This window comes from Adlercreutzia sp. (assembly GCF_056795635.1).
This window is the reverse complement of the sequence record NZ_JBQIIT010000001.1, coordinates 83,212-106,471: the sequence shown is the minus strand read 5'-3', so window position 1 is coordinate 106,471 and position 23,260 is coordinate 83,212. Positions and strand designations below refer to the sequence as shown.

Annotated in this window: 23 protein-coding genes; 2 read left to right on the top strand and 21 right to left on the bottom strand. The window is 62.9% G+C overall.

The window, feature by feature from the left end:
* Positions 1-84 precede the first annotated feature (84 nt).
* The 6 genes from proB to ACTOXK_RS00470 all read right to left on the bottom strand — a co-directional run bounded on the left by proB (position 85) and on the right by ACTOXK_RS00470 (position 6,407).
* Positions 85-1,221 carry a glutamate 5-kinase gene (gene proB, locus ACTOXK_RS00495; RefSeq protein WP_482277404.1) on the bottom strand — a complete coding sequence of 379 codons (1,137 nt, stop codon included), beginning with the start codon at positions 1,219-1,221 and terminating at the stop codon, positions 85-87.
* The gene (obgE, locus tag ACTOXK_RS00490) at positions 1,221-2,618 is read right to left on the bottom strand and encodes a GTPase ObgE (RefSeq protein WP_482277405.1); all 1,398 of its coding nucleotides are present in this window, start codon (positions 2,616-2,618) and stop codon (positions 1,221-1,223) included. Before obgE ends, proB begins: the two co-directional genes overlap by 1 nt.
* A 144-nt stretch (positions 2,619-2,762) precedes the next feature.
* Positions 2,763-3,023: a 50S ribosomal protein L27 gene (rpmA, locus tag ACTOXK_RS00485; RefSeq protein WP_135970774.1), complete on the bottom strand. Its 261-nt coding sequence runs from the start codon at positions 3,021-3,023 to the stop codon at positions 2,763-2,765.
* A 21-nt stretch (positions 3,024-3,044) separates the two neighbouring features.
* Entirely contained in the window at positions 3,045-3,365 is a 321-nt protein-coding gene (gene rplU / locus ACTOXK_RS00480) for a 50S ribosomal protein L21 (protein WP_016309052.1), read from the bottom strand.
* A 449-nt stretch (positions 3,366-3,814) separates the two neighbouring features.
* On the bottom strand, positions 3,815-4,363 hold the full coding sequence (locus tag ACTOXK_RS00475) for a Cap15 family cyclic dinucleotide receptor domain-containing protein (RefSeq protein ID WP_482277492.1): 549 nt from the start codon (positions 4,361-4,363) through the stop codon (positions 3,815-3,817).
* A 250-nt stretch (positions 4,364-4,613) separates the two neighbouring features.
* A complete protein-coding gene (locus ACTOXK_RS00470; RefSeq protein ID WP_482277406.1) occupies positions 4,614-6,407 on the bottom strand; it encodes a class I adenylate-forming enzyme family protein in 1,794 nt (597 codons plus the stop codon).
* 131 nt (positions 6,408-6,538) lie between these two features.
* Here ACTOXK_RS00470 and ACTOXK_RS00465 point away from each other — a divergent pair, with 131 nt between their 5' ends.
* Positions 6,539-6,754 (top strand): helix-turn-helix domain-containing protein, encoded by a 216-nt coding sequence (locus ACTOXK_RS00465; RefSeq protein WP_482277407.1) that lies wholly within the window; start codon positions 6,539-6,541, stop codon positions 6,752-6,754.
* Between the two features lie 14 nt (positions 6,755-6,768).
* Here the strand turns inward: ACTOXK_RS00465 and ACTOXK_RS00460 are convergent, their stop codons facing one another.
* The 4 genes from ACTOXK_RS00460 to arcA form a co-directional block, all read right to left on the bottom strand.
* Positions 6,769-7,122 carry a type II toxin-antitoxin system PemK/MazF family toxin gene (locus ACTOXK_RS00460; RefSeq protein ID WP_482277408.1) on the bottom strand — a complete coding sequence of 118 codons (354 nt, stop codon included), beginning with the start codon at positions 7,120-7,122 and terminating at the stop codon, positions 6,769-6,771.
* Positions 7,115-7,387, bottom strand: coding sequence for a type II toxin-antitoxin system RelB/DinJ family antitoxin (locus ACTOXK_RS00455; RefSeq protein WP_482277409.1), 273 nt, complete (start codon positions 7,385-7,387; stop codon positions 7,115-7,117). Before ACTOXK_RS00455 ends, ACTOXK_RS00460 begins: the two co-directional genes overlap by 8 nt.
* A gap of 216 nt (positions 7,388-7,603) precedes the next feature.
* Entirely contained in the window at positions 7,604-9,211 is a 1,608-nt protein-coding gene (locus ACTOXK_RS00450) for a YfcC family protein (RefSeq protein ID WP_482277410.1), read from the bottom strand.
* 116 nt (positions 9,212-9,327) lie between these two features.
* Positions 9,328-10,551 carry an arginine deiminase gene (arcA, locus tag ACTOXK_RS00445; protein WP_482277411.1) on the bottom strand — a complete coding sequence of 408 codons (1,224 nt, stop codon included), beginning with the start codon at positions 10,549-10,551 and terminating at the stop codon, positions 9,328-9,330.
* A gap of 395 nt (positions 10,552-10,946) precedes the next feature.
* Here arcA and ACTOXK_RS00440 point away from each other — a divergent pair, with 395 nt between their 5' ends.
* Positions 10,947-11,912: a helix-turn-helix transcriptional regulator gene (locus tag ACTOXK_RS00440; protein ID WP_482277412.1), complete on the top strand. Its 966-nt coding sequence runs from the start codon at positions 10,947-10,949 to the stop codon at positions 11,910-11,912.
* A gap of 241 nt (positions 11,913-12,153) precedes the next feature.
* On the opposite strand, the gene polA is transcribed toward ACTOXK_RS00440, so the two are convergent.
* From polA to murA, 11 genes are all read right to left on the bottom strand, one after another.
* Positions 12,154-14,781, bottom strand: a complete 2,628-nt coding sequence (gene polA, locus ACTOXK_RS00435; protein ID WP_482277413.1) for a DNA polymerase I — start codon at positions 14,779-14,781, stop codon at positions 12,154-12,156.
* A 264-nt stretch (positions 14,782-15,045) separates the two neighbouring features.
* Positions 15,046-15,720, bottom strand: coding sequence for a winged helix family transcriptional regulator (locus tag ACTOXK_RS00430; protein ID WP_482277414.1), 675 nt, complete (start codon positions 15,718-15,720; stop codon positions 15,046-15,048).
* 1 nt (position 15,721) lies between these two features.
* Entirely contained in the window at positions 15,722-17,065 is a 1,344-nt protein-coding gene (locus ACTOXK_RS00425; protein WP_482277415.1) for a glutamine synthetase family protein, read from the bottom strand.
* 146 nt (positions 17,066-17,211) lie between these two features.
* A complete protein-coding gene (gene rpmE / locus ACTOXK_RS00420) occupies positions 17,212-17,682 on the bottom strand; it encodes a 50S ribosomal protein L31 (RefSeq protein ID WP_482277416.1) in 471 nt (156 codons plus the stop codon).
* Positions 17,683-17,851: 169 nt separating this feature from the next.
* Positions 17,852-18,232: a desulfoferrodoxin family protein gene (locus ACTOXK_RS00415; protein WP_482277417.1), complete on the bottom strand. Its 381-nt coding sequence runs from the start codon at positions 18,230-18,232 to the stop codon at positions 17,852-17,854.
* A gap of 245 nt (positions 18,233-18,477) precedes the next feature.
* Positions 18,478-19,338, bottom strand: a complete 861-nt coding sequence (lgt, locus tag ACTOXK_RS00410; RefSeq protein ID WP_482279824.1) for a prolipoprotein diacylglyceryl transferase — start codon at positions 19,336-19,338, stop codon at positions 18,478-18,480.
* Entirely contained in the window at positions 19,338-19,568 is a 231-nt protein-coding gene (locus tag ACTOXK_RS00405) for a UDP-N-acetylmuramoylalanyl-D-glutamate--2,6-diaminopimelate ligase (RefSeq protein ID WP_482277418.1), read from the bottom strand. The genes lgt and ACTOXK_RS00405 overlap by 1 nt, the downstream gene beginning before the upstream one ends.
* A 130-nt stretch (positions 19,569-19,698) precedes the next feature.
* Positions 19,699-19,992 (bottom strand): hypothetical protein, encoded by a 294-nt coding sequence (locus ACTOXK_RS00400; protein ID WP_482277419.1) that lies wholly within the window; start codon positions 19,990-19,992, stop codon positions 19,699-19,701.
* 66 nt (positions 19,993-20,058) lie between these two features.
* Positions 20,059-20,289 (bottom strand): NifU family protein, encoded by a 231-nt coding sequence (locus ACTOXK_RS00395; protein ID WP_482277420.1) that lies wholly within the window; start codon positions 20,287-20,289, stop codon positions 20,059-20,061.
* A 114-nt stretch (positions 20,290-20,403) separates the two neighbouring features.
* Positions 20,404-21,918 carry an LCP family protein gene (locus ACTOXK_RS00390; protein WP_482277421.1) on the bottom strand — a complete coding sequence of 505 codons (1,515 nt, stop codon included), beginning with the start codon at positions 21,916-21,918 and terminating at the stop codon, positions 20,404-20,406.
* A 12-nt stretch (positions 21,919-21,930) separates the two neighbouring features.
* Positions 21,931-23,211 (bottom strand): UDP-N-acetylglucosamine 1-carboxyvinyltransferase, encoded by a 1,281-nt coding sequence (murA, locus tag ACTOXK_RS00385; RefSeq protein WP_482277422.1) that lies wholly within the window; start codon positions 23,209-23,211, stop codon positions 21,931-21,933.
* Between the last annotated feature and the right edge of the window lie 49 nt (positions 23,212-23,260).

Here is a 23,260-nt window from a genome sequence, read left to right as displayed (position 1 = left end):
GCACTGTCGGCGGAACTCCACCGGGCACCGCCGGAGCCGTCGCGTCGGCCGACCCCTTCCTCCCGCAGAGTAGACGAAACCCGCCTACTCGAACAGCACCAGTTCGTCGCGGTGGACGACGGGGCGGTCGGCCAGCACCGACAGGATGCCGTTGGCCGCCACCGCCTCGCGGCTCTTCCCCACCGCCAGGGCCACCAGATCGCTGCCCGCGGCCGCCCGGCCCCGGGCGAACACGTGGCCCGTCTCGTCGGCCACGTCCACGATGTCATCGTAGTCGAAGGACCCGCGCACCTCGCGGATGCCCACGGACAAGAGCGACTTGCCGCGCTCCACGAGGGCCGCACGGGCCCCCTCGTCCACCACGAGCGTGCCGTGGACGGCATCGCCCAGGGCAATCCACAGCTTCTTCGGCGTGATCTCGTGGGGGCGCTCCGGAGCCGTGAACAGCGTGCCCACCGGCACCCCGACCGCCGCGTCCACCACGCAGTCGGGACGGCGGCCCTGGCAGATGACCATGGGAATGCCCGCGGCCATGAGCACCCGGGCGGCCTTGATCTTCGTGATCATGCCGCCGGAGCCCACGCCCGACACCGCGCCCCCGGCCGCGGCCAGGATCTCCCGGTCCACCCGATCAACCCGGGGTATCAACGCGGCCGCCGGATCGATGAGCGGATTGGCCGTGTACAGCCCGTCGATATCCGACAGGATGACCATGAGGTCGGCGTCGATGAGGCAGGCCACGAGCGCGGCTAGGGTGTCGTTGTCGCCGAAGCGGATCTGCTCGACGCTCACCGTGTCGTTCTCGTTCACAATGGGCACCACATCGAGCTCCATGAGGCGGCGCAGAGTGTCCCGGGCGTGCAGATAGGCGGTGCGGTCGGCCGTATCGCGGCGGGTGAGCAGCACCACGCTCGTGAGCATGTCCCGCTTCCCGAAGGCCTCAGCGTAGGCCGTGGACAGGGCGCTCTGCCCTACCGACGCGGCCGCCTGCAGGCTCGGCATGTCCGTGGGGCGCTTGGCGATGCCGAGGGCCTCCAGACCGCAGGCGATGGCGGCCGAGGTGACCACCACCACATCCCAGCCCGCGCGGCGCACCACATCCAGCTGGGCAGCCAGATCATCTAGGAAGCCGTAGTCGATGGAGCTCTCCGACGTGGTCAGCGTGGCCGAGCCGATCTTCACCACCAGGCGGCGCCGTGCCGCGGTCGTCGTCTCGCCCATTACAGATCCAGCTCCTGGTACATATCCACCCCGTGGCCGTGGGGCGACTCGAAGGCGAAGGAGTAGCCGAGGATGCGCACCTCGTCGCCGTCCAGCGCCCCGGCCTTCTCCAGGGCCGTGTCCACGCCCAGCTTCTTGAAACGGTGCTGGAAGAAGGCCACGGCCTCCTCGTTCTCCCAATCGGTCTGCACCACCATGCGCTCCACCTGCACGCCGCGCACGCGCCAGACGCCGGCGCCCTCGGGCAGAATATCGAAGCGCTTCTCGCGGGCCTCGCGGCGCAGCTCCCATACGTGATCGTACTGGATATCGGCTGCCGCGGCCGCCCGGGCCGCCTCGCGCAGGTCGTGCACCTTGGTGGCGATGGCCGCCTTCAGGGAATCCACACCGGCCCCCGTGAGCGCGCTGATGCGGTAGAGCTTCGGGTCGATGGGGCTCGGGGCGAACTCGTTGCCGCCGGCAGCGGCAATGGAATCGGCCCGCACCCGCTCGGCCAGGGCATCGCAGACCTCCTCGGTGCCCGGGGCGTCGATCTTGTTCGCCACGACAATGCGGGGCCGGGCGGCCAGATCGGCGGCGTACTCGGCCAGCTCGTTCTTGATGACCTCGTAGTCGTCCAAGGGGTCGCGCCCCTCCCAGTCGCCCGTGAGGTCCACGATCTGTACGATGAGGGCCGTGCGCTCGATATGGCGCAAAAACTCATGGCCCAGGCCGCGGCCCTCGTGGGCCCCCTCGATGAGCCCGGGAATGTCGGCCACGACGAAGGACAAATCGCCGGAGGTGGCCACGCCCAGGTTCGGCACGAGGGTGGTGAACGGGTAGTCGGCGATCTTGGGGCGGGCGGCGCTCATCTTAGCGATGAGGGAGCTCTTGCCCGCCGAGGGCATGCCCACCAGGGCCGCGTCGGCCATGAGCTTCATCTCCAGCTCGATCCAGCGCTCCTCGGAAGGCTCGCCGAGCTCGGCGAAGGCCGGGGCGCGGCGGGTGGAAGTGACGAAGTGGATGTTGCCGCGGCCGCCCATGCCGCCCCGGGCCACTACCACGGTCTCGCCGTCGTGGGTCAGGTCGGCGATCATCTCGCCCACTTCCCCGCTCTCCTCGAAGTACTCGCGCACCACCGTGCCCACGGGCACCTTCAGCACGAGGTCCTCGCCGGTGGCACCGTGCATGCGGCTGCCCTTACCGTGGGTGCCGCGCTCGGCCTTGAAGTGGTGCTTGAAGCGATACTCGATGAGCGAGGACACGCCGGCGTCGGCCTGGACCACCACGTTGCCGCCGTGGCCGCCGTCACCGCCGTCGGGGCCGCCCTTGGGCACATGGGCCTCCCGGCGGAACGACATGCAGCCGGCCCCGCCGTTGCCCCCCTTCACGTTAATGCGAACCTTATCGATAAACATAGGAACCTTCCCACTGGGTCGTCGCGAATCAACGCCCCGAAGCGGGGCGCCGTTCTCTGTGCAAACTATACAACAATGCCCCCTGATTTCTCAGAGGGCATTGGCTAACCGTTCGATGTTACGCAGTCGTTGAAACTTAAGCGTTTAGGCGGTCTGCTCGGCGGGGATCACGTGGATCTTGCGCTTGACGCCGCGAGTGAACTTCAGCGTGCCGTCGCAGAGGGCGAACAGGGTGTCGTCCTTGCCGCGGCCCACGTTCTCACCGGGGTGGAAATGGGTGCCGCGCTGGCGAACGATCACGTTGCCGGTCTTCACGACCTCGCCGGCGAACTTCTTCACGCCGAGTCGCTGTGCGTGGGAGTCACGACCGTTACGGGTAGAGCCCAAGCCTTTCTTGTGTGCCATGAGATGTTCCTCCTAACCCGTTTACTCGGCCTTGGCCGTACCGACGGATTCGATCTTCACGCGAGTCAGGTTCTGACGATGACCGCGCAGCTTCTTGTAGTTCTTGCGCTTCTTGAACTTGAAGACCAACTGCTTGTCGCCCTTGAACTGCTCGAGCACGGTGGCAACGACCTTGGTCTTGGCGGCCTTCGCGGGGTCGGCCTCCACCTTGTCGCCGTCGACGACGCAGATGGCCTCAAGCTCCACCTTGTCACCGGGCTCGACGTCGAGCTTCTCGATGTTGATCTTGTCTCCGGGGGCGACCTTGTACTGCTTGCCGCCCGTTTTCACGATTGCGTACATGTATGTATCTCCTTGAATGTGACTAAACGCAAGGTAGTATCCTACCAGCGCACCGCCCCCTCGTCAACAATTTTCTCCCCCATTTTCCCGCCGTTCACCGACGCTCTATATATAAAAGAAGGCACCGAGCGGATCAGAGCGGGAAAAGACCGGGACATCATAGCAGATGCCGCTCCCGTTGCCGCTTCAACGAGGTTTTCGCGCCCAATGAAGCAGCGAAATCGCCTACGGCTTTGGCCAAAACGCATCAGATCGTAAAATCATAAGAGCTCCGGCTCCTCACTTAGCCGAGAAGCCGGATCCCATCGCAAATCCCCTCGATTGTTTGAGGATTTTTCTCATCACCAAAGAAACCGCGTAGCTACCTCTACTTGAAATAACATCTCCCTTGTCGCGCGATCATTCAGATTCCTCATTCCAGACGAAAAGCCCAAGAAGCAAGTCTGAAATCAAATAGCTTTTCGATGCAGAATTATCCTACCCTTAGTTTGAGGCTCACTGTCGGTGAAGTAATCGCCGACCATCTCATCGCCCGTAACGCGATACGAGCAGAAACCCATATGATTTCTTGGCCAAGTCTTAACGAGGGTCGAACTTTGACTTTGGGTTTTGTTGGAGTACGCCATATTCAAACGGCAGCCTGTAGCAAGATCGTCAGAGCATAAAAGGCCCACAACGATCCCGTTTGAATAGGAGCTCCTTGTTTTAAAAACGCAGGCGATTTTCGTAAACGCTTGATAGACCCTCAGCTGGCAACTATACTCAACACAACTTCTATCTTCCTTCGTAAATGACGACACCCCCGTCCCCACCCATTCACCATTTAGATTTGCTATATGATGCCATCGAGCGAACACCCTGCATTTCCACAAATAGCGATCAAACCATAGCCAGAGAACGGAATAGAAGAAAAAGGCACTTATAGCCCCTGAGGCCACCTCGATCAGTATCTTCGCGAACGAGCTTTGCCCACAGAGACCCAAAGCCACCTGCTCCATAGGTGACGCTAAATATTCGCTAACAATAAAATAGAGAGCGACGGAAGCCACCGCAATCCACTTTGATACGCGCTCTCTATAGTTTCCTTCGATCGAATATGCATTGCTATATCTCACAATGTGCTTCCCCAAATCCTGGCACGGTCTTCTGCACCAAGCGAGCTCCAGGAGCCCTGTATTCGCTCCATCATTAACGATAAGTAACAGAGACCTCAGGGCTCATTCCCGCAAGATGCTTATATTGAAAAGGTTAGCGCACGCCCAACACCGCTTCTATGTCAGCAATTTCACGCACAACTAGTACTTCTTCACCAAGATCATCGACCCCCTGCGACTGAATCAACTGATAATTCGGTTTTCCACGCGAGGTGTAGGGCATCTCAACCCGAAATCGATATGCGTATATTTTGGTGTAGCTTGGAAGCTCGTTGGCGATAAGCGCATCCAGTTCGTCAGCGAGACGATCGACACAACTGAGCTGATCAGCTTCGACCACTATATTTGCCACCGAGGCCGACCCCATGCGCTCATGGGGCAGACCGACTACGACACTTTCCCTAACGAGAGGATGAGTGCCAATCACGTCCTCGATCACGCTGGGGTACATGTTCATGCCGAACATATTGAACCCACGGCCAGCACGATCGATGATCTTAATTCGTCCTTCCAAGTCCATCGTGCAGACATCGCCTGTTGACACCCAAATCTCATTGGCATCATCGACAACGAATACCTCTTCGTTCCTCGCCGCCGCAGCGCCATGATATCCCAGCATAACCGTGGGGGTTCTCACCATCAGCAATCCTTGAGCTTCCTGTCCGAAGGGAAGCTCGTAGAAAGATTCCTCATCAACGATGACCGCATCGTTGTCAGCAAGAGGAACTCCGATAAAACCAACCCTGTTCTTACGGCCATTCCCGTAACAAAACGCAGCGTTAATTTCGGACATGCCATATCCTTGGCCGTAGACACCCTCAGCTCCATGCTGTGCAAAGAACTGATAGTTGGCCAAATCCTCGACGACTGGCATACCCGCTCCGCCACTTGCGACTAATTCAAGAAACGAAAAGTCAGCATCCTCGGCCCGCTTAGACTGACGCAGGAAGCGCATATGGGGCGGCCCGGCGTACACATGCTGCGGTTTGAAATCGAGAAGAAAGTCGGCAAAGCAATCCATTCTGAATGGATTAACGAGTACAATCGTTTCACCCCACATAAGGGGTACGTGAATCGCATTGCAAACCCCATAGGCAATGAAAAGGGGCAGCACGTCCAGGAGCCGTTTCCCGCGAGCAAATGCATATCCAGAATTCACCCATGCCACAGCCATGGCATTGAAGCTAAAGTCGCTCAGCTTCACCCCCTTCGCCGCACCAGTCGAGGCCCCCGTATATACGATGGCCGCAACATGGTCCGCTCTCCAAGATGCCACCTCGCATTCTCCCGCATCTTCCCCACTCCTCAAAAAGTCATCATAGGTAATTACCGCGTTGAAGCGATCGGGAGAATAATCTGGAGACAGGGAGACGACGACTTCAGCCAAACCACCGCAGGCAGCCTCGGCGACCTTTTCGAACCCCGTTGACACAAAGAGACACTTTGGAGCCGCCTGCTCCAACTTCGCCTTCAACTCGTTAATGCTATCTCTCGGATCCATGCACGCAAACGTTGCACCAACCTTGCTCGTGGCATACAGCAAGCAAACTGCCTCAGGAGTGCTGACCATGGCTGCCGACACAACGTCATCACGTCCCACCCCCAAGACGCAAAGCGAGCGAGCAATTCGATCAATCTGAGCGAAGAACGCACCAAAAGACACACTCGCGTCGCCGTAGATCAGAGCCGTTCCCTCAAGAAAATCCTTGTTGTTGTCAAACACTGCCTGATAGATGGTCTTGCAGGGTGCTCCCACCCAAGCCACCTTCTCCTCATAAAATTGCTCATAAGGCTTAGCGATGGAGGCAAAGGAACCTTCGTCATCCCCTGCGTGCCTCTTGCTATAACGAGCAAGGTGAATGCGCCTCAACTTTCCCAGACCATCCATAGGAAATTCCTCTCTCCGAAGAAGGGACGCCAAGGAAATATCTCATTCCAGCAGCGTTCCAAACCCACACCTAGCTATATTGACTTGTTTTATCAAGTCAATAAGGGAAGTCTACCACATACCATAGGCCCATGACGGACATTGATCGAAAAGAATGCCTTGGGGCGGCGATTCGCCTCCATCGGGAAGCCCAAGGGCTCTCCCAGCGCAAATTCGCGCTGATGGTCGGCAGCAACCAAACGCATATCTGGCAGATCGAGACCGGAAAAGTCAGCGTGGGCATCGAATTGCTCTGCCGCATCGCCGACAGCCTCGGCGTGAGGGTCCGCGACTTGATTGATTTCTAGGCCAGCGCCATTCCCTACCCTTGTTCGCCGTCCCGGGCGAGCGAACGTACTATCGCCGTAATCGCCACGACGTCCTCTTCCGACAGCACGCCGATGCGCCCCGCACTGCCCAAGTATCCTGCGGGAATCTCGGCGATGCGATCGGCTCGCGCAATGGAAGGCTGGCGCAGTCCGGCCGCCTTCCAATTCCTAATAGGGTAATCGTGGGCGAGCGAGAGCTTATTGGTGGCACTCGTGACCATCATGACAAGCGAGCCATCATCCCTCATATCGACAACGATGACGGGTCGGTACTTGTATCCCGTGCCCCCGTCATAGTTGAACCGGGCGTGCCACACCTCCCACGGCTCGGGTTTCACCTCACTCATCGTCGTCCCAATCAGCGGGAAGCACGGCAATTCCCTCGCTGTTGAGGGGCGCACGATAGGCCATCGCGGCGACTGCGTCATAGGAAGGCACCTCTGGCCTCAGGGCAAAGGGCAAACCGCCTACCTCGATCGATTTGACGAGAAACATGTTGATCGCATCGTTGAGGCTGAGCCCCCAATGGGCATACACCGCCGAAGCGTCCGTCTTCACCTGATGGGAGGTGCGGGTTTTAATCTCGGCTTTTTTCTCAAGAACAACGGGCATGGTACGCTCCTTCCGATGGTACCCATATTGTACCCAATTTGGGTCAAAATAGCGAATCAAGGGAACTATGGAAGCAATCTGTCAAGTAACACGGCCCCGCAACCCAACCGCAGTGATTGCCCCCGCCCAAAACGAGGAGAGCGCCCCGGCACAAGGGGCGCTCTCCCGGAAGGATGACAGCCGGCAGGCTGTTATCGATCGCGTTGGCGGATGCTCTTAGGCAGCGCCGCCGGGCAGGATCATCATGGCCGCAGTCAGGATGACCATGCACACCACGCCGAGCACGACGAACAGCTTCGCGCCGAACTTCAGCCAGGTGGAGTACTCGATCTTGGCCAGGGCCAGACCGCCCATGATGGCGCCGGAGGTGGGCGTGAACAGGTTCACGAGGCCGTTGCCGGCGGAGTAGATCATGACCATGGTCTCAACGGAGAAGTTGAGCTGGCTGGCCAGACCGCCCATGATGGGCATGGACACGGTGGCCATGCCGGAGGAGGACGGGATCAGGAAGGACAGCACCACGTAGAGCAGGAAGGACAGCGGTGCGAAGATGATGGCCGACATGCCCGCCAGTGCGTTGGCCGCGTTGTTCAGGATCCACATGTCCAGGCCGGTGGAGGCCATGAGCACGGTGATGGAACGGGCCAACGCGATGATGAGCACGACCGACATCATGTCGGCGGCGCCGTTGATAAAGGCCTTCACGAAGCGGCTCTCGGACACGCCGCCGATGATGCCGATGACCAGCGCCATCAGCAGGAACCAGGTGGAGGCCTCATCGAAGTACCAACCGCCGAGCGGCACGTTGGTCAGGAACTGGGACCAAGCGGGGGTGACCTCCTCCTCGGAGACGGAGGTGGCCTCCACCGGCTCGGTGATGGTGGTCGTGGTGGCGCCGTCGTTGGCGTCGTCGATGAACGCGGCGATCTCCTCGCCGTTCATGGTGGTGGTCACCTCTTCGGTGGTCAGGCCGGCCTCGAAACCGTTGAAGCCCAGGTCGGTCCAGGGAATGAAGGACACGATCATGACGACGAAGGTCAGGGCGAACACCACGAGGGAGGCCTTCTGGCGGCCGGTCATCTTCGGAGAGGAGGACTGGCCGTCGGCGGCCTCTTCCTCAGACTCCTTCATGCCCCACTCGTCCATCATGGCCTGCTGCTCCTGCAGGGACAGGAAGGTGGAGCCCTTGTCGTCCATGACCTTCTTGGCGTAGCGCATCACGAACACGATGGAGATGGCCAGGGTCACGATCCACAGCAGGGCGCCCAAACCGATGATGGTGGCCTGGTTCACGGCGATGCCCACACCGGACAGCGCGTCCACGGCCACGCCCACGGCGAAGGGGTTCACCGTGGAGCCGAGCACGCCGCAGCCAGCGCCCAAGAGCACCACGGCCGCGCCGGTCAGGCTGTCAAAGCCAGCGGCCACCATGGTGGCGGCCAGCAGCAGGTAGAAGGGCACCGTCTCCTCGCACATGCCGTAGGTGGTGCCGCCGATGGAGAAGATGATCATGAGGATCGGGATGAGCACGAGCTCGCGACCCTTGAGCTTGTGCACGAGAGCGGCGATGCCGGCGTCGAGGGCGCCGGTCTCGGTGATGATGCCCAAAAAGCCGCCGAGGATCATAACGAACAGGCACACGCCGATGGCGTCCTGGAAGCCGAACACGGGCGCGGTGAGCACGCCGGAGAGCGTCGCGCCCTCGATGCCCTCAACGCCCATGGCGGCCATGACAACCGTCACGACAGCCAGAACGACGAGGATAATCAGCAAAATGGTAAACGAAGAAAGGCTCGCGCGCTTCTTCTTCTTTGTCTCTGCCATGAGATGAACTCCTTATGGGAGTGGCGCCCGACCCCTCCCCCGACTCGGGCGCCCGATGAACATTGCAAGGAGGGCGGAGCTTGCCGTCTCCGCCCTCGCAGGGCACTTCTTAAAGCCTACAGGGCCTCGCGCCAGGCCGGCATGGACATGCAGCGCGGGCCGCCGCGGCCGCGGGACAGCTCGGCCGACGGCATGACCAGGCAGTTGATGCCGTTCTTGTACAGCACGTCGTTGGTGACGTTGTTGCGCTGGTACACCACCACGGTGCCGGGGCGCACGCACAGGGTGTTGCTTCCGTCGTTCCACTGCTCGCGCTCGGCCGCGATGCGGTCGCCGCCGCCGCAGGGGATCAGCTGCACCGGCTGGCCAACGTAGTCGGTCAGGATGCTCTCCAGGTCCTCATCGCGCTCGCGAATAACCGTGCCGCCGTTGCCGTCGGGGGTGATCTCGAACACGGTCAGCGGGCCCATGATGCCGGGGTGGATGGTGAACTTGTCGTAATCGATCTGGGTGAACACCGTGTCCAGGTGCATGAAGGCGCGGGACACGGGGATGTTAAAGGCGAGGATGGTGTCGATGGTGGACGTCTCGTCGCTGAACACGTTGTGGGCCAGCTGGTCGATGGCATCGGGCTCGGTGCGCTGGGAGATGCCGATGGCCAGCACGTGCTCGTTGATGTTCAGCACGTCGCCGCCCTCGATGTGGAAGGTGTTCTCGCGGCTGTAGTACTGCGGCACGTCCTTGAAGTCCGGATGGTAGTTGAAGATGTAGGAGCCGTAGATGGTCTCGCGGTTACGGGTGGTGCTGTACATGCGGTTGATGCCCACGCCGTTGCCGATCATGTTGAACGGGTCGCGGGTGAAGTACAGGTTGGGCATGGGGGCGCACACGAGCTTGGTGCGGTCGGACACCATGTCCACGAGCAGGTTGGTGTGCTGCTGCGGCAGCTCCTGGAGGTTGATGCCCGCCATGGTCTTCATGACCATGTCCTTGGTGCCCGCGTACTCGGAGTTGATGTAGTCCTTGATGATGTTGGTGTACATCTCGGTGCGGATGCCCGCCTCGTAGATCCACTGATCGAGGAACTTCTCGCGCAGGGACGGATCGGTATCCAGGGCCTCGGCCATGAGATCCTCGAGGTACACGACCTCGACGCCCTCGTTGCGCAGGATGTCAGCGAACGCGTCGTGCTCGGCCTGGGCGACCTCCAAGAACGGGATGTCGTCGAACAACAGCTCCTCCAAGGTGTTCGGGGTGAGGTTCAGAAGCTCATTGCCCGGGCGATGGAGGATAACCTTCTTGAGGTTACCGATCTCGCTCTTGACGTTTACTCCTTGCATGTGACTCTCCGATCTGGCGCCCGTGGCGCCTGTCGATGTGCCGGCTGCCGTGGTTTCCCTCCACGGCCCATCGCATATCCGCGATGTTTGATGGCTCCAATGTGCGGGATAGTCACATTTTGCGAAAGGTCTAAACCAGGTGTAGGTGTGTATGTATGTTGAGACTATGTGGAGACACATCTCCCTACAACCTCCATAAACCGCAGGTCATAATTGGGTTTTATCAATCCTAACCTATGCTCTTCACTCATCTAATTGTGCGCTGTTACCGTCCCGTTACCTAACTCGATCAAAAATTTCTGAAGGCTTCAGGCATAGCAGGGGTCATTGGCGAATTGGTATATAATGGCAGCAGAATTCATCGCCCGACGGGCTGGCCAGGATGAAGGGGATCCATGGAACTTGCCATCTTCTACGAGACGCTTCTCGTGATTCTCGTCTCCGTTCTCACGGCCGCCGTCTGTCTCTCATCATATTTAGTGACCCATCGCAAGACCATGCTGTACGCCTGCGCGGCCTTTTTGTTCTACTTCCTGGACGTTGCCTCCATCTTGCAGGACGATTACGCGGCCCAAATCCTCGGGCCGGAGCTTTCTCCGGAGTACATGTTCTTCCGCTCCATCTACACGCTTGTCACCGGTGCGGGATTCCTCGGCTCTTTCTGGCTCATGGTCTGCGAGTACATCGGCGAGCGCAACCGCCGCGTGCGCGCGCTGCCCATCATCGTATTCTGCATCATAGCCTTCCTGCTTCTGGCCATCTCGGGTGAGAACAAGGTGCTGCGCTTCTGCTTCTACAATTGCCGCGCCTGCTTCATGTTCTGGATCCTCCTTTATGGCGGCATCTACTACCTGCGCACCCGCGATGAGGTGGAGCGCCAGCGTCTGGCCCGCTATCTCCCCCACTGCGTGGCCCTGGCCCTCCTCGGGGTGCTCATGATCTTCGAGGACGTCATGTTCTTCCTGGTGCTGTCCACCGAGACCATCACCGTGGGACCGTTCACGCTTACGGCCGAGCGCAACTATGCCGAGAACCTGCTCATGCTCGTCTGCGCCCTCATGACGTGCCACTTCGCGTTGCGCCAGCTGGATATCCGCTCCCACACTGCCCCGGTCATCGACGACACCGAGCGTTATCATCAGACCGCCGAAGATTTGCTCGTCTACGCCCGGCGCCACTCGCTAACGGCCCGAGAACGCGAGGTGCTCGACTACATCCTGAGGGATCAGGACAACCAGAACATCGCCTCGGCCATGTCGCTGGCTCCCTCCACGGTGAAGGTGCACGTGCACAACATCCTCCAGAAGACCGGCCACGCCAACCGCCAAGAGCTCATCCAGGACTTCTGGAAGACGGTGTAAGAGCCCGCCATAACCCCTCAGAGGTCACAGCGAAGACTTTTCTCGCCAGTTCGCCCAAGGAAGCCAGCGAGGTGCCCCGCCCGACCACAGTTGACGACAAAGGGAGCGCGGGGTGTTCTGACCGAACGAGTTCCGCAGCGACTGCGACAGTCCGGTGGACTGTCGCACAAAGCGAGGACTGTCTGAGCGAATCAGAATACCCCGCGATCCCGACCGGGATGACCAGGGCAAGCGGAACCTACTAGTGCGCCTCGGCCCAGGTGGGTCCCCAGCTGACATCCACGAGGAGAGGCACGCGCAGCTCGGCCACAGACTCCATCACCTCGCGCACCATGGCCGTGAGGCGCTCCACCTCATCGATTGGCACCGAGAAGTCCAGTTCGTCGTGAACCTGGATCATGAGCTGGGCCGCGAAGCCCTCGGCAAGCAGACGGCGCTGCACTTCGTTCATGGCCATCTTGATGATATCGGCAGCCGTGCCCTGCATCGGGTGGTTCATGGCCGTGCGCTCGCCGAAGCCGCGCTGCTGGCCGTTGGAGCTACGCAGCTCGGGAATATGGCGCTTGCGCCCGAACATCGTGGTAGCAAAGCCGCTCTCCTTGGCCTCGCGCACGGTCTCGTCCAGGTAGGTGCGCACACCGGGGTACACCTCGAAGTAGCGATCGATCATGTCCTTCGCCTCAGCCATGGGAATCTCCAGCGACTGAGCCAGACCGTAGGCCTGCTGCCCGTACACGATGCCGAAATTCACCGCCTTGGCACGGCTGCGCAGAGCAGGCGTCACATCCTCGGGAGCCACGCCGAACACGCGAGCCGCCGTGGAGGTATGCAGGTCGGCCCCGGAGTTGAAGGCGGCCACCAGGTGCTCGTCGGCCGACAAGTGCGCGAGCAAACGCAGCTCGATCTGGGAGTAGTCCGCCGATAGGAACAGCTCCCCCTCCCGCAGGGGCACAAAACAGCTGCGAATCTGGCGGCCGAAGTCGGTGCGCACGGGAATGTTCTGAAGGTTCGGATCCGACGAGGACAGGCGCCCCGTGGTGGTCACCGTCTCGTTGAACTGCGTGTGCACGCGCCCGTCGCCGCCGCGCATGCGGGGCAGCGCGTCGATGTAGGTGGTCTTGATCTTCGAGAACTCCCGATAGCGCAGCACAAGATCGGGCAGCGGGTGAATGGCCGAGAGCTCCGTGAGCACCTTGGCATCGGTGGAATAGCCGCGTTGGTTCTTCTTCTTGGCCGGCAGCTCCAGTACCTCGAAGAGGATGCGGGCCAGCTGCTTGGGCGAGCTCAGGTTGAAGGTCTCGCCGGCCAGCTCGTAGATCTGGGCCGTGAGATCATCCACCTCTACCTGGGCCTCGGCGCCCAAGGCCTCCAGCCGCGGCACGTCGATGGCGGCTCCCACCCGCTCCATGCAGGTGAGCACCCCCACGAGCGGCAGGTCGATGTCGGCATAGGCCTCCCAGGTGCCGTCCTTCTTCAGGGCCTCCTCCAGAAGCCCCTGGAGCATGCGGGCCGCCGTGGCCTGCACGGCCGCGCGCTCTCCATCGGTCTCAGTCGCCGGCAACGTGGCCCCGGCCACCGACTCCATCAGGGAATCGTAGGTGTAGGCACTCGTAGAGGAGTTCAGCACGTAGCCGGCCAGCCCCAAGTCGAAGCCGGCCATGGCGAGCACTTCCTCGTCGGTCACGCGGGCCGCTTCGGCGGTATCGGCCGGATACACGCGGTGCACGTCGGCCTTCACGTCCAGAGCGCAGAAGGTTCCTTCGCGCACGATGGACGCGAACAGGTCGAGAGCCCGCTCCCCCTCGGCCATCACCCGGGCCGAGCCCGTGACGAAGGCTGCCGTGGCGCCGTCGTTGAACAGCGACACCTGCTCGGGATCCACGAAGGCCACGCCGATGACCTCGCCGGCCGCACAGGCCCGCTCGATCTCGGCCGCGCCGTCGGCCCCTTCTAAGACAGGGGCCAGAGTGAACTCGATCTCGCGGGAGGGCGGCTCGGCGTCGATCATGGACAGCACCCGGGCCAGGGGGCTCGCCAGCTGGTACTTCCCGAAGGCCTCCTCCACATCAGCCGCGTCGAAGGCCGGGAAGGCGGCGCTCTCCAGATCCAGGGGGAAGTCCAGGTCGCGCACGATGGTGGCGATCTCGCGAGACAGGAAGGCCATGTCGCGGTTGTTCTCCAGGTTCTCCTTCTGCTTGCCCTTCAACTCGTCGATATGCTCGTAGATGCCCTCCATGGAGCCGTAGGCCTGCAAGAGCTTCGTGGCCGTCTTCGGGCCGATGCCGGGCACGCCGGGGATATTGTCGGACGAATCCCCCATCAGCCCCAGGTAATCGATGAACTGGGCCGGAGTCACGCCGTAGCGCTCCTCCACCTCGGCCGGCCCGTTCACGGTGATGTCGGTGATGCCCTTTTTCGTGGTGACGATGCGGGTGAGTTCGCCGGCCAGCTGGTAGGCGTCCTTGTCGCCGGTCACGAGCAGCGTCTCGAAGCCGAGGGCCTCGTCCCGGGCCGCGATGGTGCCCAGAATATCGTCGCCCTCCCAGCCGGGCACCTTCACCACGGGAATGGCCATGGCCGCCAGCAGTTCCTCCATGACGGGGAATTGCACGCGCAGGTCGTCATCCATGGGGGGCCGCTGGGCCTTGTACTGTTCGAGGGCCTTAATGCGGTGCACCGGCTTGCCGGCGTCGAAGGCACAGACTACGGCATCGGGCTCGGCGATCTCGATGAACTTGCACAGCATGGAGAGGAAGCCGAACACGGCGTTGGTGGGAGTGCCGTCCTTGGCGGTCATGGGCGTCTGCACGGCATGGTAGGCGCGGTGCATCAGCGAGTTGCCATCAATGACGGCGATCTTCTTCGACATGGAAACTCCTTCTTCATGGAGGGAACTTGCTCGAAACTCCTCGGGGCGGGGCTGGCTGGAAGGCGATCGCAGCCCGCTGCGCGCTTTTTCCTGCTGCGAACGCGATAACAGAAACAGCGAAGACAAGCGCACATCGGTCGGTACCATCCCCCACTCGCTGCTGCTGAAGTGGAAGCTGTTTCTTACGAATCGCGTTCTCCGCAGGGCGCGCAGAGGTCTGCGCTCACCTCCCAGCCATCCCCTTTCTACTCAACGTCCGTCGTCTTACGCATTCCACAAATAACCGACGCCACGCACTGTTTCCAGGCGCTGGGCCAGCTCGGGGCCGAGCTTCGCGCGCACGCGGCGCACGTGCACGTCCACGGTGCGGCTGCCGCCGTAGTAGTCGAAGCCCCACACGCGGCGCAGCAGGGCGTCGCGGGAATAGGTGCGCCCCGGGTGGGTCACGAGAAAGGCCAGCAGCGCGTACTCCAGGTAGGTGAGGTCCACCGGCTCGCCGCCCACCTTCACCTGGTAGGTGGCCAAATTCACAGTCATGTTGTCCACGACGATGTAGTCGGCCGAGGAGGTCTCGTTGCCAGGCCACAGCAGCTGGCGGATGCGGGTGGCGCACTCGGCGGCACCGGCTCCGTGGACTACGAAGTCGGCCTTACAGGACACCGGCAAGCGGAACTGGGCCAGATCGGCCTCGTTCACGATGACGAGCATGGCCCCCGAACCCTCCTCGGCCAGGGTCGCCTCGGCCGAGGCCAGGGATGCAAGGCGCTCGCCGCGGGCCTCGTAGATCACCAGATCGTGGGAAGGGTGGGCAGCCAGCAGCTTCTTGAACTGGGCCGAGGAACCGGCCGCCACGTCCACATCCAGCTTCGAGAGCACCTGCTGGAACTTATGGGCGTTGTCGAGGCTATCGGCAATGAAGATGACGGTCTTGCGCTGCATGCTACAGCACCGCCAGATTGCGCTCGAGCTCCCAAGGCGTCACCACGGCCTGGTAGGCATCCCATTCCGCTCGCTTGGCCCGCACGAGGTAATCGTGAATGTGCTCCCCCAGCGTCTCGCGCATGAGCGTGCTCTGGGCGAACAGCTCCACGGCCTCCCCCAGGCTCTCGGGCAACGGCGCCACACCCCTCTCGCGATGCTCCCGACGACTGCACCCGAGGGGCGCGGCCTCATCAGCAGGGGCCATGAGCTCCAGGCCCTCCTCGATGCCCGCCAGGCCGGCAGCCAGCATGACCGCGAAGGCCAGGTAGGGATTCGCCGCCGGATCGGGGCTGCGCAGCTCCACGCGGCAGGCCGATTCGCTGCGCGGCCGGTACCCTGGGATACGCACGAGAGTAGAGCGGTTGCGGGCGCCCCAGCTGATGCAAGTGGGAGCTTCCCCACCCGGTTGCAGGCGCTTGTAGGAGTTCACATACTGGTTCGTGACCAGGGTGAATTCCGGCGCGTACTTCAGGAGGCCGGCAATGTAGGCCTTCGCCGTGGCCGACAAGTTGTAGCCGGACGGGTCGCTCTCGTCGAAGAAGACGTTGTTGCCGGCCCGATCCATCAGACTCTGGTGCACGTGCATACCGCTGCCCGGCGCCCCGGCCAGGGGCTTGGGCATGAACGAGGCGTACACCCCGTGCTTCATGGCGATTTCCTTCACCACCTGCTTGTAGGTCATCACCGCGTCGGCCATGGACAGGGCGTCGGCGTAGCGCAGGTCTATCTCGTGCTGCGAAGGACCCTTCTCATGATGGGAGTACTCCACGGGAATACCCATCTTCTCCAGAGTGAGCACCGTGTCGCGCCGCAGGTCGGAGGCGGAATCAAGGGAAGTAAGGTCGAAATAGCTGCCGTGGTCGAGCACCTCGGTGCCCTCAGCGTCCTTGAAGTAGAAGTACTCCAGCTCCGGCCCCACGATGAACGAGTAGCCGGCCTCGGAGGCCTTGCGCACCATGCGCTTGAGCACCTGGCGCGAATCGCCCTCGTAGGGCTCGCCCTCGGGGGTGCGAATGTTGCAGATCATGCGAGCCACAGCATTGGAAGAGGGGCGCCAGGGCAGTACCTGGAAGGTGGAGGGATCGGGGAAGGCCAGCATATCGGATTCCCGCCTCTCCGAGAAACCTTCGATGCAGCTGGCATCGAATCCCATGCCGTCGTCGAAGGCGCTTTCCAACTCACCGGGCACTACAGCGAAGGACTTCATATTCCCCAGCACGTCGGTAAACCAGAAGCGCACGAAATGCACGTCACGGCTCTCGATAGTCTTCAGCACGAAATCTTGCTCGGGGGTTACCACCACGTCTCTGCTCCGTTCGACCGTCGCGTTCTTGATCCGTCCCATTATAGTTCGCAGTCAGAAGAGCCCTCGGGGGAATTTACCGGACTGCAAAAGAAAAAACCCGCCGCGGTGCGCGACGGGTCTCAAAGGTGCGAGAGGCAGCGGAACTACTCGGCGGCCTCAACCTCGGCCTCGGTCAGCTCCACGCCGGGGGCCTCCTCAGCGGTGGCCTCGGCAGCGGTGTCCTCCATATTCTGGACCTCTTCCTCGGCCTCGGCGCGAGCAGCAGCCTCAGCAGCCTTGGCGGCGAAAGCGGCGGCACGCTCGGCCTTAGCGGCGGCCTTGGCCTCGCGCTCGGCCTTCTTGGCGGCCTCGCGCTCGGCGATCTGAGCGGCGCGCTCGGCCTTCTTGGCGGCCTCGCGCTCGGCAACGACGTCCTTAGCGGCGCCGAAGCGGTCGGCGAAGCGCTGCACGCGTCCACCGGTGTCGATCAGCTTCTGGGTGCCGGTGTAGAACGGATGGCAGGCGTTGCAGATGTCGATCTTCAGCTCCGGCTTGGTCGAGCGGGTGGTGAAGGTGTTGCCGCAGCTGCACTTCACGACGCAGTCCACGTACTCCGGATGAATTCCTTGCTTCATGGGTTCTCCTATCTTCCCTTGGTTTCCGACCAAGAGTTCCGAATAAGGCTTGGTTTCCGACCAAGCCCGAGACAAGCCTGTTTATATTAGCACCGATTCGCCCCAATGCAAGAAAAAAGACCCGCGCTACACGGGTCTTTCAAGAATTGCCGGGGAACGGCCGAGCGTTCTACAGCTCGGTCACCCACAGGCCGTGGAGGTTGCAGTGCTCGTACACCTTCACCGGGGTCTCGCCGGCGGGCACCGTGAACTCGGCGTGGGGGGCATCGGCCGGGGTCAGGGGCTTGATCTGATAGCCCTTGTCGGTCACCAGGCAGATGAACTGGATCCAGTGCTCCTCGGTCATGGGATGATCCACCGAGCCCACGTTCACGATCACCTTGTCGCCCTCAACCTCGACGGCGGGCACGTGCTTCTCCAGGGCGGCGTCCTGGGAATCGGCCACGAGCTCCACCATCTTCTCGCCGCAGCACACCAGCGGCACGCCGGCGTCGAACACCTTCACGGCGATGTTGCCGCAGTGCATGCACTTGAAGAACTTCACATCCATGTTGCACCTCATATCTCTTGAGACGATTTCCTTGATGCGGCCGCCCGCGCGAGAGCGGGGTTTCGGCCGCCCCCTATTGTAGGGGAAGCAGAACGGCGCTCCCAAAAGAGCGCACAATCGACACCGCGTCGTTATCGAAGCCAGACGACAGGCAGCCGCCACGCGCTCGGCCGCGGCCCGACAACGTGCATCCGGCCTAGCGAGCCGAACCGCCCTCCCCTGCCGCCGCCGATAGGGCGCCCGGCCTAGGAGGCCGTTGCGGGGCCCTCCCCCATCTCGGGAGCCGGGAGCCGCCGCGGCCCTTCCTGGGGCAGCTTGCGGGTGGCCGCGTACACCAGCAGGGCGATGCCGGCCACCACGAGGGGGGCCGAGAGCACCTGGCCCATGGTCAGCCAACCGCCCCACAAGTATCCCAGCTGCACATCGGGCTCGCGCACGAATTCGATGAGGAAGCGGAACACGCCGTAGAGCACGAGGAACACACCGACGAAGGTACCGCGGGGGCGCGGGGGCAGCCGGCGCGAGAGGACGAACAGCACGCAGAAGATAACCAGGCCCTCGAGCACCGCCTCATAGAGCTGGCTCGGGTGGCGCGGCATCATGCCGGCGGCCCCGCCGAACACCACGCCCCAAGGCCCGTCGGTGGGCGCGCCCCACAGCTCACCGTTCACGAAGTTGGCGCAGCGGCCGAAGAAGAGCCCCACCGGGGCGGCAATGGCCCCCAAATCGGCCAGGGTCAGATAGGGCACGCGGGTCATGCGTGCCGCCACGGCGCCCCCGACGAGCAGACCCACGAGCCCCCCGTGGAAACTCATGCCCCCCAGGTTGAAGGCGAGGATCTCGAGCGGGTGGGCGAGGTAGTAGCCGTCGCCGTAGAAGAGCACGTAGCCGAGCCGGCCGCCCACCACCACGCCGATGATGGCGCAGATCATGAGCGTGAGCAGATCGTCCATAGTCAGACCGAGCCGCCAGCGACGGGCGATGCGGTAGATGATGAAGGCCGCCAGGGCGAAACCGGCCACATAGGCCAGGCCGTACCAGCGCACCACCAAAGGCCCCAGGCTCAGGGCGATGGGATCGAGGTTCTGGTAAATGTCGTTCAGCATCATAGGTTCCCCTCATGGGCGCCCATGCCGGCACCCAGCTCGATAGCGGCGAACTGAACCTCCTCGCGCAGGGAGGGAGGAATGGGCTGGATGGCCGAGACGGTCGCCGCGCAATGGGGGCACGCCAGGGAGAACAGCGCCAGGTTCGGGCGCAGCACCATCATGGAATCGTAGGCGCGCACATCCAGATCGTCCGCCCCGCACGCCGGGCACGTCACCGCAGCTCCCATGGAGCGCCACCGCCTTTCCGTTTTTGGAGTTCGCTTCAGATCCCCATTGTAGCAGAGGCCGCCACCGACGGGCCGCCAACGAGAGCGGCTATCCGACTCCTCTCCGGATTCGAGGCATCGGAGAGGGCGCCTAGAGGATGAAGCGGTTGCGGCCGCTGAACTTGTCGCGGCCGCTCGGCGCTTCGGGATCCACCTCCGGGCCATGGACGAGGAAGTGCTCGCAGAAACGGCAGACCTGCTTGATGGCGGCCTCGTAGTCCCGCTTCGGGTTCAGCAGCACGTCGAAGTCGTCGCACACCACATGGGTCGGCCGATGGCACGCCGCATAGTGGCAGTCGGCCGGGCACGGCTCGCCCGGCACGTTGTGCGGGCAGCGCCCTTGCATCTCATCGTCGCAACCGCGACGGCTCCAGCAGCCCTCCATTCCCTTCCCTTTCTCGTGAAAGCGGGCCCCGAAGGGCCCGCTCAGCTCATGGATTGTTCCAGGCCCTTAGGCGGCCGGCACCACGCTGGTCACACCGGGGACACGCTCCTTCAGGATGCGCTCCACTCCGTTGTCCAAGGTCATCTGGGACATGGGACAGCCCTTGCAGGCACCCTGGAGCTCCACCGTGACCACGCCGTCTTCGGACACGTCCACCAACGACACGTCGCCGCCGTCGGCCTGGAGGCTCGGACGGATCAGCTCAAGCACGGCAGCTACATCGGACTTCTCAACCATAAGGCACTCCCTTTCAAAGAGGTTCTTCCGTTCGCAAGCCATCATAGCACAGCGCCGCGGCGGCGGACGCGCAGGGCCGCGAACACCACAACGGCGCCAGCCAGGGCGCTCCCCCTAGCCGATCCAGTCCTGACCGATGATGACGAGCAGGTCGGTATCGAACTGGTAGAAGTCGCCACCGTTCACCACGCGACCGGCGGACAGATCGCTCACTACGGCCTTGGCCGCTATCTCGAAGGCGGCATCCTTGTAGATCACCATGGTCTCGGGGTAGGCCGTGCCGTCGTCCACGTTGCCCACCGCCTTCACCTGATAGCCATCGGACTCCAAAAGCTCGCCGCAACGGGCAGCCGCCCCCTGGATGCCGGAGCCGTTGCGCACCTCCACGGTGAGCAGGCTGCGATCCATATTGGCCACGTTGCCCGCGGCGCTCTCCGGGGCATTGCCGGCACGCACGGCCTCCATCATGGTGGCCAGCTCGTCGTCGGACACCTCGTAGGTGCGCGCACCGTCCTCGCCCTCCACGGCACGGCCGGGCACCACGGCGGCGTACACCGTCACCTCCGACAGGGGCCGCAGCACGTCGCCCAGGGCGATGATCTGGCCGCTCGACCAGTCGGTGCTCACGGCCGGGGCACCGTCGGCCACCACGGTCGGGAAGCTCAGACCCTCGCCGGAACTCGCCCGCTCGGCCAGGTTCACCGTGAACAGGGCTCGCATCTTCGCCTGGGTGCCGTAGGGGTCGGCATAGTTCGATGCCCGCAGAAGCGTAACGGCCGAGGGGCCGTCCAGGGTCACGGAGCCTGCTTGCAGCACCTGAATGCCGGCCCGGGGGTCGTCCACCTCCTGATCCAGCTCCACGGCCACACCGCCCACGATATCCACGAGTCGCTCGATGCCCGCGGCATCGGTGGCAGCGAAGTGCGCGATGTCCACGCCCAGCAGAGACGCCACCGCTCGGATGAGCTCGGCATCGCCCCCGACGGAAGAGGCCTTGGACAGGGGGTGGCGCGCCCCGTCGGACAATTCCACGGACACCGTGGCCGGCACCGATATGAAGGTGAGGGTGTGAGTGGCCTCGTCGACGCGCACGGCCAGATAGGCATCGCCCTCGGCCGCTCCAGCCGGGGTGGCCGAGCCCAGATGGGCGGTGCACAGGACAAAGTAGGGCTCCCCCTCGGCCGGGGCAACGAGCGCCTCGGTGGCGTTGGAATCACCCAGCGACAGCTGGGAATCGGACAAGGCGAAGAAGGCCGACACGCCGGCGAACACGGCCACAGCCACGACCGCGAGGGCCGCCACGGCCAGAACCGCGATGCGACGCCGACGGGAGCGGATCTGAATCTCCTCCACATAGCCGCGCCGACCCCGGCGGCGAGCGTAGTCGGCATCGCTTTCCCCACTTGTGGCCTGAACGTCCACCTGCTCCACCATACCGCGGGTCGCGCGGCGGGAGCGGCGACTGTCGGAGAAGTCAACCCGGGTGGTGCCCACGGGGCTATCGTCCTCGCGGCGTCCGCGGCGGCCGGCGGGACGGGCCACGTGGGAGCCGATCACGGAATCGTTCACCCGACGGGACGTGCGGCGGGTCTGGGAGGCCGAGAGCCCCTTCTTGCTGTGCAGCGCCATGGAATCGACCGCCTATCCCCGGCTGGAGACGGGCACGCGGCAGATATCGGCGCCGAGGGAGGCGAGCTTGCCCGCGTAATCCTCATAGCCCCGATCGATATGCTCCAAATGGTGCACGCTCGTCTCGCCGTCGGCCACGATGCCCGCGAGCACGAGGGCCGCCCCGGCCCGCAGGTCAGTGGAGGACACCGGGGCGCCCTCCAGCTCGGCCACCCCGCGTACGATGGCATGATGGTCGTCCAAGGTGATGTCGGCGCCCATGCGCATGAGCTCGGCGGCGAACATGAAGCGGTTCTCGAAGACGTTCTCGGTGATGACCGACACATCGTCGGCCAAAGCTGCCAACAGCATGAACTGGGCCTGCAGGTCGGTGGGGAAACCGGGGTGCGGCAGAGTCTGGATGTCCACGGAGCGCAAAGGCTCGCTGCGCGTAACACGCACCCAATCGGGGCCGCACTCCACCGCGCAGCCCATGGCCCGCAGTTTCATGATAGCCATGCGCAGAAAGGCCGGATCGATGCCGTGCACGGTAACCGGGCCGCCCGTAAGCGCCCCGCCCACGAGGAAGGTGCCCGCCTCGATGCGGTCGCCCACGCAGGTGTGCTCGCAAGGGTGCAGCGCGTCCAAGGGCACGCCCTCGACCTCGATGAGCGACGTGCCGGCACCGGACACTTTGGCCCCCATGGCGTTCAGCATGTTCGCCAGGTCCTCGATCTCCGGTTCGCAGGCGGCGTTCTCAATGGCCGTGTGGCCCTTGGCGGTCACGGCGGCCATGAGCATGTTCTCGGTGGCGCCCACCGAGGGAAATTCCAGATACACGTGGGCGCCCTTCATGCCGCTGGGCGTGGTGGCCTCGAGCACACCATGATCCACGTCGAAGGCCACACCGAGGGCCTCCAGGCCCACTAGGTGCATGTCGATCTTGCGGGCGCCGATCTGGCAGCCGCCGGGCATGGCCACCCGCGCCTCGCCGAAGCGCCCGATAAGGGGGCCGAGCACGGAAATGGAGGCGCGCATCTTCGATACGAGTTCGTAGGGAGTCTCGCACGAGTCCACCGATGCCGTATCGATGGAGAGGCTGTGACCCTCGCGGGTCACCGTGGCTCCCAGGCGCTCGAGCACCTCGCCCATGATCTCGATGTCCGAGATGACCGGGATGTTGTGCAGAACGGTGGTTCCCCGGCCGAGCAGCGTGGCGGCCATGAGCTTGAGCGCGGAGTTCTTGGCGCCGGAGACGGTCACGTCGCCGGAAAGGGCATGGTTGCCCCGAACGATGATGACTTCCTGGTTCATTTCTAGTCCTTTGTGCGGGCGCCGAAGCGCCCGGTAGTCCATCATAGGT